This is a genomic window from Amycolatopsis jejuensis (genome assembly GCF_000717335.1).
In the GTDB taxonomy this organism is placed as follows: domain Bacteria; phylum Actinomycetota; class Actinomycetes; order Mycobacteriales; family Pseudonocardiaceae; genus Amycolatopsis; species Amycolatopsis jejuensis.
This window is the reverse complement of the sequence record NZ_JNYZ01000011.1, coordinates 366091-379141: the sequence shown is the minus strand read 5'-3', so window position 1 is coordinate 379141 and position 13051 is coordinate 366091. Positions and strand designations below refer to the sequence as shown.

General features: G+C 69.2%; 11 protein-coding genes. 9 read left to right on the top strand and 2 right to left on the bottom strand.

Features of this window, described 5'->3' with window-relative positions; all coding sequences use genetic code 11:
- The first annotated feature begins 22 nt into the window (after positions 1 to 22).
- The 9 genes from OO71_RS16950 to OO71_RS16910 are packed head-to-tail and all read left to right on the top strand — an operon-like array spanning position 23 to position 10555.
- Positions 23 to 2212, top strand: a complete 2190-nt coding sequence (locus tag OO71_RS16950; RefSeq protein ID WP_156096330.1) for an ABC transporter permease — start codon at positions 23 to 25, stop codon at positions 2210 to 2212.
- A gap of 9 nt (positions 2213 to 2221) precedes the next feature.
- A complete protein-coding gene (locus OO71_RS16945) occupies positions 2222 to 3316 on the top strand; it encodes an SMP-30/gluconolactonase/LRE family protein (protein WP_033290704.1) in 1095 nt (364 codons plus the stop codon).
- On the top strand, positions 3313 to 4857 hold the full coding sequence (locus OO71_RS16940) for a sugar ABC transporter ATP-binding protein (RefSeq protein ID WP_051791634.1): 1545 nt from the start codon (positions 3313 to 3315) through the stop codon (positions 4855 to 4857). The genes OO71_RS16945 and OO71_RS16940 overlap by 4 nt, the downstream gene beginning before the upstream one ends.
- A gap of 2 nt (positions 4858 to 4859) precedes the next feature.
- Complete coding sequence (locus tag OO71_RS16935) at positions 4860 to 5870, top strand: phosphotransferase family protein (RefSeq protein ID WP_033290703.1); 1011 nt, start codon at positions 4860 to 4862, stop codon at positions 5868 to 5870.
- Positions 5867 to 6316: a hypothetical protein gene (locus tag OO71_RS16930; protein ID WP_033290702.1), complete on the top strand. Its 450-nt coding sequence runs from the start codon at positions 5867 to 5869 to the stop codon at positions 6314 to 6316. The genes OO71_RS16935 and OO71_RS16930 overlap by 4 nt, the downstream gene beginning before the upstream one ends.
- Positions 6294 to 7808, top strand: a complete 1515-nt coding sequence (locus OO71_RS16925) for a class I adenylate-forming enzyme family protein (protein ID WP_051791633.1) — start codon at positions 6294 to 6296, stop codon at positions 7806 to 7808. Before OO71_RS16930 ends, OO71_RS16925 begins: the two co-directional genes overlap by 23 nt.
- On the top strand, positions 7805 to 9064 hold the full coding sequence (locus OO71_RS16920; protein ID WP_033290701.1) for an acyl-CoA dehydrogenase family protein: 1260 nt from the start codon (positions 7805 to 7807) through the stop codon (positions 9062 to 9064). The genes OO71_RS16925 and OO71_RS16920 overlap by 4 nt, the downstream gene beginning before the upstream one ends.
- A complete protein-coding gene (locus tag OO71_RS16915) occupies positions 9054 to 9830 on the top strand; it encodes an SDR family oxidoreductase (protein ID WP_033290700.1) in 777 nt (258 codons plus the stop codon). The genes OO71_RS16920 and OO71_RS16915 overlap by 11 nt, the downstream gene beginning before the upstream one ends.
- An 8-nt stretch (positions 9831 to 9838) precedes the next feature.
- Complete coding sequence (locus tag OO71_RS16910; RefSeq protein ID WP_033290699.1) at positions 9839 to 10555, top strand: SDR family NAD(P)-dependent oxidoreductase; 717 nt, start codon at positions 9839 to 9841, stop codon at positions 10553 to 10555.
- Positions 10556 to 10592: 37 nt separating this feature from the next.
- Here the strand turns inward: OO71_RS16910 and OO71_RS16905 are convergent, their stop codons facing one another.
- Complete coding sequence (locus tag OO71_RS16905; protein WP_033290698.1) at positions 10593 to 12044, bottom strand: aldehyde dehydrogenase family protein; 1452 nt, start codon at positions 12042 to 12044, stop codon at positions 10593 to 10595.
- Positions 12041 to 13051 carry an ABC transporter permease gene (locus OO71_RS16900; protein WP_051791632.1) on the bottom strand — a complete coding sequence of 337 codons (1011 nt, stop codon included), beginning with the start codon at positions 13049 to 13051 and terminating at the stop codon, positions 12041 to 12043. Before OO71_RS16900 ends, OO71_RS16905 begins: the two co-directional genes overlap by 4 nt.

Here is a 13051-nt window from a genome sequence, read left to right as displayed (position 1 = left end):
CCCCGGCCTGAGAGGGAGAATGATGACGGCTACTGCGGAAGTGCGGCGGCGCCGTCCCCCGGAACGCAACGTCCCGGACGGTGAAACGCTCGGTGGGCGGCTGCGCCACCTCAAGTACAAAGCGTCGCCGCAGCAGTTCTTCGCCGAGCTGTTCGAGAAGCGGTGGATGGAACCCGCCATCCCGCTCGCGATGCTGATCGCGGTGATCGTGTTCTTCTCGATCGCCGCCCCGGGCTTCGCCAGTCCGGCGAACCTGCTGTCCTCGGGGGCCGAGCTCGCCGAGATCGCGCTCGTGTGCCTCGGCATGGCGGTGGTCATGATCTCCGGCGGCATCGACCTGTCGGTCGGCTCGATGTTCGGCCTGTGCAACATGGTCGCGATCCTCTTGATCACCGTCGGCGGCGTACCGGTGCTGCCGGCGATCCTGGTGACCCTCGTGGCCGGGGCGATCCTCGGCGCCACCAACGGCGTGATCGTGGCCTACCTCAAGGCCCGCCCGTTCCTCACCACGCTCGTCACGCTGATCATCTTCCGCGGCGTGCTGAACCTGCTCGACCTCAACTTCTCCGCCAAGACCGCGACGGTGTTCGTCACCGACCCGGTCTGGACCTGGTTCGGGTCGGGCAAGGTCGCCGGGCTGCCGTTCAGCTTCGTCACGCTGCTCGTCGTGCTGGTGCTCGGGCACCTGGTGCTGAGCCGGTCGCGGCTGGGCTGGCACATCACCGCGGTCGGCGCGAGCCGCCGGGCCGCCCGGCACGCCGGGATCCGCGTGGAGCGCGTTCTGCTGGTGAGCTACGTCTTCGCCGGGGTGCTGTGCGCGCTGGCCGGGATCTTCTATGCGGCCCGGCTGAGCAGCGCGAGCGCACGCGTCGGCGAGGGACTAGAGCTGAACGTGCTGACCGCGGTCATCCTCGGCGGGATCAGCCTGTCCGGCGGCAAGGGTACGGTGTGGCGCGCGTTCATCGGTGCGGCCACGATCAGCTTGCTGGGCAAGGGTTTGCTGCTGATGAACGTCGGCGGCGAGGTGCTGCAGACGGCGTTGGCGGTGGTGCTGATCGTCGCGGTCGGGCTCGACACGAAGTGGGGCAAGAACCGCGGCAAGGCGATCCAGAAGACCTATGTCAACCCGACGCTCGTCGAGTACGGTCCGCTGCCGGACATCCGGCCCGGCTCGGGAAGCCCGTTCGAGATCAACGACCGGCTGCGCGGTGCCGAGGCCATCGGGCACGGCGAGGTCGAAGGTCCCGAGGACGTGATCGTCGACGCGCAGGGCCGGGTCTACTGCGGTACCCGGCAGGGCTGGATCGTGCGCTTTTCCGGGCCGGACCTCAGTCAGCGCGAGATTTTCGCGCGCATCGGCGGACATCCGCTCGGTCTCGGTTTCGATCACGACGGCAACCTGATCGTCTGCGTCGGCGGGATGGGACTGTACGCCGTCGACCCGCAAGGCAAGCACCGCAAGCTGTCCGACGAAACCGGCCGCACCTGGACCCGGCTGCGCGACGACTCGCGGCTGCGGATGGCCGACGACCTCGACATCACGCCCGACGGGAAGGTGTACTTCAGCGAGGCCACGACGCGGTTCGACATGGCCGACTGGATTCTCGACGGTGTCGAGGGACGGCCCAACGGGCGGCTCGTGTGCTACGACCCGGCCACCGGCAAGACCCGCACGGTGCTCCGCGACCTGGTGTTCCCCAACGGGATCTGCAGCTGTCACGACGGTGAATCGCTGCTGATCGCGCAGACCTGGCTGTGCCGCATCCTGCGGTACTGGCACAGCGGGCCGAACCAGGGGCGGCTGGAGGTCTTCATGGACAACTTCCCCGGTTACCTCGACAACATCAACCGTGCGTCCGATGGCGCCTACTGGGTTGCACTCAACGGCATGCGTTCGCCCGCGTACGACCTCGCCATGCGGATGCCGACGTTCCGGCGCCGCATGATGAAGCGGATCCCGCGCGACGAATGGCTGTACCCGAGCATGAACCACGGTTGCGTGGTGAAGGTGTCGGAGCAGGGCGAGGTACTGGAGACCTACTGGGACCCGGGTGGGGAGTCGCACGCGTCGATCACGTCGATGCGCGAACACGACGGGTACCTGTATGTCGGTGGCCTGGAGAACAACCGGATCGGCCGGATCAAGCTGACCGGCCAGGAAACCGCACTGTCCGATGTGGAGCATTCCGCCCGCGCGAGCACGGTGGGCTGAGGAGGACCGATGCCACGAGCCGAAACCTGGGGACTGGTCAAGGAGTTCCTCTTCCCCGGCCGTTCCGCGAACCGCTCGATCCCGCCGCTCGACGGCGGGTTCACCCCCAACGACGCCCTTGAGCAGGTCGAAACCGCGCTCGACGGGCTGGCCGCGCCGGAGGACGTGTGCCCCGGCCGGTCCGGCGACGTCTACGTGTCCACCGGGACCACGGTGGTCCGCCGGTCCGGCCCGGGATTCACCCGGCACGAGGTCGTCGCGACGTTGCCCGGCCCGGCCGGTGCGCTGGCGCTCGCCCCGGACGGCGGCCTGCTGGTATGCGTGGCCGGTACCGGGGTGGTGCGGGTCCCTGAAGCCGGACACACTGAAGTCGTCGTGGCGGCGCACTGTCCCACTGACCTGACGGTTGCCGCGGACGGGACCGTGTACGTCACCGATGGGTCCACCCGGCACTGCGGCCCGGACTGGATCCGGGACCTGATGGAGCAGAACACGCTGGGCCGGTTGCTGCGGTACGACCCCCGCACCGCGCAGACCACCGTGCTGGCCAGCGGGCTCGGGTACGCCAGCGGGGTCACGCTCACCCGCGAGCAGGACGCGCTGCTGGTCTGCGAGGCCTGGGCGCACCGGGTCATGCGGTACCCGCTCGACGGCGGCGCCGGGCAGCCGGTGCGGCAGAACCTGCCGGGCTACCCGGGCCGGATCAACACCGGGGAAAGCGGGTACTGGCTTGCCGTGTTCGCGCTGCGGACGCTGCTGGTGGAGTTCGTGCTCGGCCAGCGCGACTACGTCGAGGAAATGATGCGCACGATCGAACCCGACTACTGGATCCGGCCCGCGCTGCGGTCGCTCGGCTCCGGGCTGGAACCGTTGCAGGGCGGGCAGATCCGCAAGCTCGGCGTGATCAAGCCGTGGGCACCGCCGAGGTCGTACGGCCTGGTCGCGCACCTGGACGACGAGGGATACGTGACGGCGAGCCTGCACAGCCGCGGCGGCGGGCGGCGGCACGGCGTCACCTCGGCGCGGCAGCTCGGGGAGCACCTGTTCGTGGCCGTGCACGGCGCCGACGAGGTGCTGTGCACGCAGGCGGGAGAGTGGGAATGAGCCAGTCCATTCTGGACCAGCTGGACATCGACCCGGCGGCGGAACGCACCCGGCTGGTCGAAATGTCCGCGGTCACCAAGACCTACCGCGGCGTGCACGCGATCCGGGACGTCGATTTCGACCTCTACGCGGGTGAGGTGCACGCGCTGGTCGGCGAGAACGGAGCCGGGAAGTCGACGCTGTGCAAGATCCTCGCCGGGGCGGTCCCGCATTCGTCCGGGGACCTGCAGATCGCCGGGGAGCCGGTCACCTTCCGGCGTCCGCACGAGGCGCTCGACCACGGGATTGCCATGGTGTACCAGGAAACCAGCCTGGTCCCCACGATGACCGCGGCGCAGAACATCGAGCTCGGGCACGAGAAGCTGCTGACCCGCTTCCGTTCGCTGAACATCGGCGCGCAGCAGCTGCTGCAGTCGATGAACTTCCATGTCGACCCGACGGCGTACGTGTCCAATCTGGGTGCGGCGAAGAAGCAGATGGTGGAGATCGCCCGCGCGCTGCGGTCGAATGCGCGGATCGTGATCTTCGACGAGCCCACCGCGAGCCTCACGCCCGAGGAGACGCTGCACCTGTTCAACGTGATCGAGGATCTCCGTACCGCCGGGCTCGGGATCATCTACGTGTCGCACGCGCTGGAGGAATCGCTCAAAATCGCCGACCGGGTCACGGTTTTGCGCGATGGCGAGCGGGTGGCTTGCCTGGACGCGAAGAAGACCACGCGCGACGAGGTCGTGAAGTACATGGTGGGGCGCGCGATCACCGCGACCGCTCGCGAGACGGCTCCGGTCCGGCCGGACGTCCGGCGCGAGCGGGTCCTGGAAGTGGAGAACCTCGTGCTGGGCACGGTGGTGAAGAACATGTCGTTCTCCGCGTACGCCGGTGAAGTGCTGGGGATCGCCGGGCTGATCGGCAGTGGCCGCACGGAAACGGCGAAGATCATTGCCGGAGCGTTGAAGCGTAACCGCATGCACGGCGGCCGGGTGCTGCTCAACGGTAAGCCGGTGCGGTACCGCGTCCCGAAGCAGGCGATCGACGACGGCATCGTGTACATCACCGAGGACCGCAAGCAGGACGGGTTCTTCGAGACGATGACCGTCACCGAGAACCTCTACTTGGGACAGCTGGCGTCGCGCAAGGGACGGGGGCATTGGCTGTTGTCCCGCGCCCGGCGGACGAAGCTGGCGTCGGAATGGACGGATCGCTTACGCATCAAGGCGATCAACCACGACGCGAAGATCGTCGAGCTGTCCGGCGGGAACCAGCAGAAGGTCGTGGTGGGCAAGTCGCTGGTGGCCGACCCGGAGGTGGTGATCTTCGACGAGCCGACGCGCGGGGTCGACGTGGGTGCGATCGAGGAGATCCACCAGCTGATCCGGCGCCTCGCCGACGAGGGCAAGGCCGTGATCGTGATCTCGTCGTACCTGCCGGAGATCCTGTCCGTGTCCGACCGCATCCTGGTGACCCGGCTGGGCCGGGTCGCGGCCGAGTTCAGCCGCGCGGAAGCCACCCAGGAGAAGATCATGTACGCGGCGGTCTTCTGATCATGACGATCCTGGACGCACCTGGGGACCAGGTGGAACGCGAGTTCGCCGGGCGGCTCGGGCAGCCGGTCCGGCTGCGCTCGCGAAGACTGGCCGGGGAAGGGCTTTCCGACGAGACCGGCCTGCTCACGTTCGACACGGCGGGGTCCGAGCTGACGCTGGTGGTCCGGCGGTTCCGGCCGGGCACCATAGCGCGGCACGAGGTCGCGCCGGAGCGGCTGCACCGGCTGCTGGCCGCGCTGGCCGAGGCCGGTTTGCCGGTGCCGCGCCCGCTGTGGTTCGAGGCGTCGCCGGACCTGTTCGGCGGCCCGTACTCGGTGGTCAGCCGGATGCCGGGGGCGGCGTTCGTGCCGTGGTCGCCGGACGGCCGACGGTTCCTGGCGGAGGCGGGCGACGGGCCGATCGGCGAGCAGTTCTGCCAGGTGCTCGCCGACATCCACCGGCTCGACCCGGACGCCGTCGGCCTTGGTTTTCTCGGCGAAGCCGACCGGTCGTTCGCCGCGCACAAGGTGGACGAGCTGGCCGCGTACCTCGGCCGGGTCCGCAGCGGACCGGAGCCGGTGCTGGTCGACGGGCTGTGCTGGCTGCGCGCGCACCAGCCGCAACACGAGGACGTCGCGCTCGTGCACGGCGACTACCGCACCGGCAACCTGCTCTTCGCCGGTGACGCGATCACCGCGGTGCTGGACTGGGAGTTCGCCGGGCTTGGCGACCCGCTGTACGACCTCGGCTGGGTGTGCTGCCCGTCCAACCGGATCGGCAGCGACCGGGTGTGCATGCTGCTGCCCGAGGACGTGTTCCTGCGCCGGTACGAGGAGCGGCGCGGCCGGGCCGTCGACCGGGACGCGGTGCAGTTCTGGATCGTGTACCACCAGGTCCGGCACGCGGTGATGTGGCTGGAGGCGGGCCGGAACTTCGAGCTGGAGTACACCGACGACCTGCGGCTCGCGCGGATGCATTCGACGATGCCGACGATGCGCCGGATGGTCGCCGACCTGCTGGTGACGTCGTGATCAGCCCGCAGCGGCTGCTCGCTGCCGTCCGGGCCGACCTCGCCGAACGCGTGCTGCCGTCGATCACCGACGATCGTGCGAGGTCTTCGGTGATCGCCGCGATGGGCATTCTCAAGGACGTCGCGGGCCAGGTACGCCCGGACGACAGCTGGATCGGCGATTCGCTCGCGGCACTGGAAACGGCGGCCGCGCAGTGGCGGCCCCGGCTCGACCCGGCGTGGGCCGCGCTGCTCGAACCGGCCGCGCTGCCCGCGCCCGAACGCCGCGACATGCTGCTGGAGGGGATCGAGAAGGTGATCGAGCACCTGTGGCGGACCCGCGACAAGCGCGGGCTGCTGCCGGAGATCCGCCAGGTCCTGCGTGCGGAAACGGAACTGGAAGCAAAGCGGCTCGGCTCGGCCCCGGCGACTGGAGAGGACCACAATGGACAGTTACCTCGTTCCTGACCTGCTGCGCAAGCCACGCACGGCCGGTCGCGTGAACCCGGGGCGGATCGCGATCACCTTCGAGGGCCGGGACGTCGCCTACGAGGAGCTCGACGAACGGTCCGACCGGCTGGCCGCCGGGCTGGCCGCGCAGGGGTTCGCGAAAGGTGACCGGATTGCGGTGCTGTTGTACAACCGGGTCGAATGGGCGGAGGTGTTCTTCGCGGTCGCCAAGCTCGGCGGGGTGGTGGTGCCGATCAATTACCTGCTGAAGGCACCCGAGGTCCGCTACATTCTCGACGATTGCGATGCGTCCTGGGTGGTGTACGAGAACGCCTTCGCGGACACTGTGGACAACCTGCGCGCTGGGGATTCCCGTCGGTACCTCGACGTCGACAGCTCGCTTTACGAGGAATTGTGCGCCTGCGCCGATGCGGTACCGGATCACGGGGTCCGTGCGGAGGATTTGTTTCTTCTGCAATACACGTCTGGTACGACAGGGGTCCCGAAAGGTGCGATGCACACGCATTCCACCGTGTTGTGGAATTCGTTCCACCAGATCGTCGATTACGGGGTGACTGCGGATGATGTCTTCGTGGTGGTCCCGGCGTTGTGCTGGGCAGCCGGGTTCCACGACCTCGCGCTCGCGACGTTGTGGCGTGGCGGCCGGGTGATCCTGTCGCCCAGCACGGGGTTCGACGCGGCCCGGTTTCTGTCCACTGTGGAGGTTTACGGCGTCACGTCGGTGCTGCTGGTGCCCACGGTGCTCAAGCGGGTGCTCGCCGATCCGGGGCTGGCCGGGTACGACCTCAGTTCCCTGCGCATCATCTGCAGCGGCGGGGAACCGGTTCCAGTTGCGACGATCGAGGACGCACAGCGCAAGCTCCCGTCGTGCGCGCTGATCCAGGTGTACGGCATGAGCGAATTCCCCACGATGATGCTGTACCTCGACGCGGAGCACGCGAGACCCGGTTCGGCGGGCCGGGCGTGCAGTGCTGCGCAGGTCCGGGTCGTCGACGGTGCTGGCCGTGATGTCGCGCCGGGCGAGATCGGGGAGATCATCTGCCGTTCCCCGGCCACGATGATCGGCTACTACGGCAAGCCCGATGCCACGGCGAGCACGCTGGCGGGCGGCTGGCTGCGTACCGGCGATCTGGCGTACCCCGACGAGGATGGGTTCGTTTACGTGGCCGGGCGGTCGAAGGACATGATCATTTCCGGCGGGCTCAACGTGTATCCCGCCGAGGTCGAGCAGGTGATCGCCGGACATCCCGCGGTGCTGGAGGCGGCGGTGATCGGCGAGCCGGACCCGGACTGGGGCGAGATCGGCAGCGCGCTGGTCGTGGTGCCGCCGGGCAGTGACCTGGGCGTGGCCGAGCTGGCCGGGTACCTCAAGCAGCATCTCGCCAACTACAAGGTCCCGCGGAAATACACGCTCGCGCACGAGCCGTTGCCGCGGACCACGTCGGGCAAGGTGCAGAAATTCCGGGTGAAGGAGAGGTTGGGCGCGTGAGCTGGGAGTTTTCCACCGAGCCGGAGTTCGCGGAGCAGCTGGACTGGATGCGGACGTTCGTCACCGAGCAGGTCTGCCCGCTGGAGACCCTCGACCTCGACGACGCGGAACTGCGGACCGCGGTGAAACCGTTGCAGGCACAGGTGAAGGAGCGCGGCCTGTGGGCGGCGCACCTCGATCCGGAGCTCGGCGGTCAGGGGTTCGGGCAGGTCAAGCTGGGCCTGATGAGTGAGATCGTCGGCCGGTCGTACCTGGCGCCGTACGTGTTCGGCACCCAGGCGCCGGACGCGGGCAACAGCGAGATCCTAGGCCAGTTCGGGTCGCCGGACCAGCGGGAACGCTGGCTGAAGCCGCTGCTGGCGGGTGATCTGCTGTCGGCGTACGCGATGACCGAACCGGGTGCCGGGGCCGATCCGACGCTGCTCGCGACCCGCGCGGTCGAGGACTCGGACGGCTGGGTCCTCAACGGCCGGAAGTGGTTCATCACCAACGCTTCGGTGGCGGATTTCTTCATCGTGATGGCGGTGACCGACCCGGATGCGCCACCGCACCGGCGGGCGTCGCAGATCATCGTCCCGGCCGGAACACCGGGGCTGACCGTGCTGCGGGAGCTGGGTTCGATGGAGGACCCCCGTCCGCGCGACGGCCGTCTCGACAACCACGCCGAGGTCGAGTTCGTGGACGTGCGCGTACCCGCCGACGCGTTGCTCGGCGACCGCGGTGCCGGGTTCGCCATCGCGCAGAGCCGGTTGGGCCCGGGGCGGATCCAGCACTGCATGCGGTGGCTCGGCCAGGCGCAACGGGCGCTGGACATGTTGTGCGAGCGCGCGTTGTACCGGTATTCGCACGGTTCGGTGCTGGCCGAGAAACAGACCATCCGCTCGTGGATCGCCGACTCCTGGACCGAGCTGAACGCGTTGCGCCTGCTCACGTTGCAGGCTGCGTGGAAGATCGACACGTCCGGGGTCGACTCGGCGCGGACCGAGATCAGCTCGATCAAGTACTGGGGCGCGAAGGTACTGCATGAAGTGATCGACCGTGCGTTGCAGGCGCATGGTTCGCTCGGCTATTCCACCGATCTGCCGCTGGAGGGGATGTACCGCCGGGCGCGGGCAGCCCGGATTTACGACGGTCCGGACGAGGTCCACCGCGAGGCCGTCGCGAAACGGGTGCTGCGGGGGTACCAGGCGCCTGCGGACGGGGTGCCTCGCGAGCACGTGCCGACGCGTCGTTTGCGGGCACTTGATGGGCACTGAGTCCGTCGCGGTCGTCACCGGGGGAGCGGGCGGGATCGGCCGGGAAACCGCGCGGCTGCTGGCTTCCTCGGGTCGACATGTCGTCGTGGCGGACCTCGACGGGGACGCGGCCGAGGTGGTCGCTTCGGAGGTCGGCGGCACCGCGGTCGCGGTGGACGTCGGCGATGTGCGGGCCTGGTCTCGGGTGGATGCGGTGCTGCGGCGGTTGGACCGTCCGGTCGATGCCGTGGTCCTCAATGCGGGAGTTGCGCTGGGGGAGGCGGACCTGCTGGAGGTCGACCTTGCCGCGTACCGTCGCATTTGGCCGGTCAATGTGGACGGTGTCGTGTTCGGACTCCGTACCCTGGTGCCGTTTCTGACCCGGAGCCATGGCCATGCGGTCGTCACGGCGTCGCTGGCCGGGTTGACGGCGGTGCCGTTCGATCCGGTGTACGCGATGACCAAACATGCGTTGATCGGGTTGGTGCGCAGTTACGCGCCGACGCTGGCTGCGCGGAACGTCGGGCTGCATGCCGTGTGCCCCGGTCTGGTGGACACCGAGCTGCTCGGCGCCGCGCGGTCCGAGCTGGCGGAGCTGGAGTTCCCGCTGATCGCGGCTTCCGACGTGGCTGCGGCACTCACGTCTTGCGCACTGGGTACCGGCGCGGGCGAGGTGGTGGTCTGCCAGCCGGGACGGGCGCCGGTGCCGTATCGGTTCGCCGGGATTCCCGGACCTGGACAGCCGGTTGCCGCGCTGCCGTCGCAGTTGCCCATCGGCCGGGCTTAGGGGGTTCCATGGAAACTCGAACCGCACTTGTCACCGGCGCCTCCCGCGGGATCGGGGCCGGGATCGCCCGCGGGCTGCTCTCGCGAGGAGTGCAGGTCGCGGCTGGGTACCGGAGTGGCCGCGCGGGCGTCGAGGCGCTCGGGGCCGAATTCCGCGGGCAGGTGCTGCCGGTGCGGTTCGATCTGGCTGCGGAGAGCAATCCCGTCGCGGAGGTCGTGGACCATTGGGGACGGCTGGACTCGCTCGTACTGAACGCAGCCGTGTGGAACGGCGGCCGCCTCGACACCCTCGATCCCGCCGAATGGTGGCGGGTGGTGGAAACCAACCTCAAAGGCATGGCCGCGGTGACGCGGGCGGCAATCCCGGCCCTCGTCGAGGGCGACCGGCCGAGCATCGTGCTGGTGGGGTCGGTGGTCGGCATCCAGGGTTTCGCCGGTGACACGGCTTACGGGAGCGTGAAGGCCGCGATGATCGGGTTTGCGCGTTCGCTCGCCAAGGAGCTGGCGCGTAACGATGTGCGGGTGAACGTCCTCGCGCCAGGCTTCGTGGAAACGGACATGACGGCGGAGATCCCCGAACGTTCCCGGCAGCGCATCGCCTCCGCGACGCTGCTGGGTCGCTTCGGCACAGTGGACGAAATCGCGAAGGCGGCGGTTTTCCTTTCGGAAGACGCGACGTTCTGCACCGGCACGGTCCTCACCGCGGATGGTGGCTGGTCGTTGTAACGGGGGCGCCAGCTGGCTGCTGGTGCCCCCGTTGTGGTTACAACGCGATGCACTTCGTGGTGGTGAGCTCCCAGAACCCTTCGACCCCGCCTTCGCGGCCGAAGCCGGACTGTTTCATTCCGCCGAACGGTCCGGTGAGTCGCGGGAACGTGGCATTGACCGCGAACACGCCGGTGCGTACTTGCCGCGCGATCGAGCGCGCGGTGTCCGTGTCGCGGGTGAACACGGAGCCCGCGAGGCCGTAACGCGAGTCGTTGGCCAGTGCGACGGCTTCGTCGAGGTCGTCGAACGGGATCACGCAGAAGACCGGGCCGAAGATCTCGTTCTGAGCCACCTCCATATCGTTGGTGACACCGGTGAGCAGCGTCGGTTCGAGGTACCAGCCCTCGTCGAATCCGGCGGGCCGGGATCCGCCGTACGCCACCGTCGCACCGGCCGCGACGGCCCGCTCGATGTACCCCTCGGCCCGGTCGCGGAACGTTTCCCCGGCCAGCGGGCCCCACTGCGTGTCCGGTTCGGCCGGGTCGCCGATCGTCAGCGCGGCGAATCCCGCCACCAGCCGCTGTACCAGCTCGTCGTGGATGCGCCGGTCGACCAGGATGCGCGTCATCGCCACGCAGATCTGCCCGCTGTACTGGGCGAGCCCGTCGACCAACGCGGGTACCGCGACGTCCAGATCGGCGTCCGCGGCCACGATGGCGGCGGATTTGCCGCCGAGTTCCAGCGTGACGTGTGCAATCCGGTCCGCGCACGACCGCATGATCGCGGACCCGACCTCGTTGCCGCCGGTGAAGTGCACGGCCGCGACGTCGGGGTGCTCGACGAGGTGCTGGCTGACGTCGGCGTCCCCGGCCAGCACGCTGAACACTCCGTCCGGGAACCCGGCCTCGGCGGCCGCGTCGGCCAGGAAGTAGCCCAGCATCCGGTTGAGCGGCGGCAGCTTCAGGATGAAGGGATTGCCGACGATCAATCCCGGCACGATCGCGAGCGCAGTCTGCATGTGCGGCCCGTTGAACGCGACGATGGCGACTGTCGGCCCTTGCGGCTCGCGGCGGATTTCCACCGGACCCTGGAAGGTCTCGCGGATTTCGCTGTACTCCAGCGTTTTCGCCGTCTCCAGCGCGTGGTTCCACATCTCGGACGCCGCCGACGTGAGCGCGCGGCCGTCACGCAGCGGCATCCCGGCCTCGACTGCCCACGCGGCGTTGATGTCGTCGGCGCGGGCGTCGAGCGCGGCGCAGAACCGGGAAACGTACTCGAGCCGCTCTTCCGGCGCGAGCGCGCTCCAGCCAGGGAACGCGGCACGGGCGGCGGCCACCGCGGCCTCGGCGTCGGCCACCGCGGGCCGGGGGAGCGTGCGCACCACGGCCCCGGTCGCCGGGGAGACGACCTCCGCCCGGTCCGAAGTGGACGGTGCGACCCACCGGCCGCCCACGAACAGCTCGTTCTCGTGCGGTACCTGCACGGACGTACTCCTTTTCTCGGTCATTTCTTCCTGGCCAGGGCCACCGCGATGACGATGATGATCCCCTGGATGATGGTCTGCTGGCTGGTGTCGAGCCCGGCGAGGATGAGGCCGTTGTTGACCAGGCCGACGAACACCGCGCCGACCACCGACCCGAGCACCCGCCCGTTGCCGCCGAAAAGGCTGGTGCCACCCAGCACCACCGCGGCGATCACGGACAGCTCGTCGCCGGTGCCCCACTGGAACCGGCCGGACTGCAGCCGCCCGGCGTACAACATCCCCGCGATGCTCGCGACCACCGCGGACACCACGAGCACGGTGAACGTGATCCGCTTGACCCGGACCCCGCTGAACCGCGCCGCGATCGGGTTGCCCCCGGTCGCGACGACCTGGCGGCCGTACCGCGTCTTGCGCATCACGAGCGCACCGGCCGCGACGAACACCGCTGCCCATACCAGCAGGGAAGGCACCGGCCCGAAATCGCCGGAGCCGAAGAGCAGCGTGAACTGCCGGTCCAGGATCGGTACCGGCTGGAAGTTCGAAATCCATTGCGCGACCCCGGAGGCGATGCCCAGCATTGCGAGCGTCACCAGGAACGACGGGATGCGCGCGTACGCCACCAGCGCACCGGTGACGACCCCGGCCGCCAGCCCGACGCCGAGCCCGGCCAGCACCCCCAGTGGGCCGCTGCCGGTCGCCGAGATCGTGAGCGCGGTGACCACACTGGACAGCCCGGCCACCGAGCCGACCGACAGGTCGATCTGCGCGGCCGCGATCACGAACGTGCCCGCGACCGCCATCACCGCGATGATCGCGGTCTGCCGGACGATGTTCAGCAGGTTGCCCGCGGTGAGGAAACCGCTGTCTCCCAGCAGGATCGCGAACAGCAGGAACACCACGGCGAAGCCGAGGTAGATCGCGCCGTCGCGCCAGTCGAGCCGGAGCCGCCGCGGGGCGGGTGGCACGGGTTCGGGCGGTTCCGGGCGGGTGCGCGCCGGCAGGGTCGCGGGCGCGCCAGGGTCGCTGCTCAT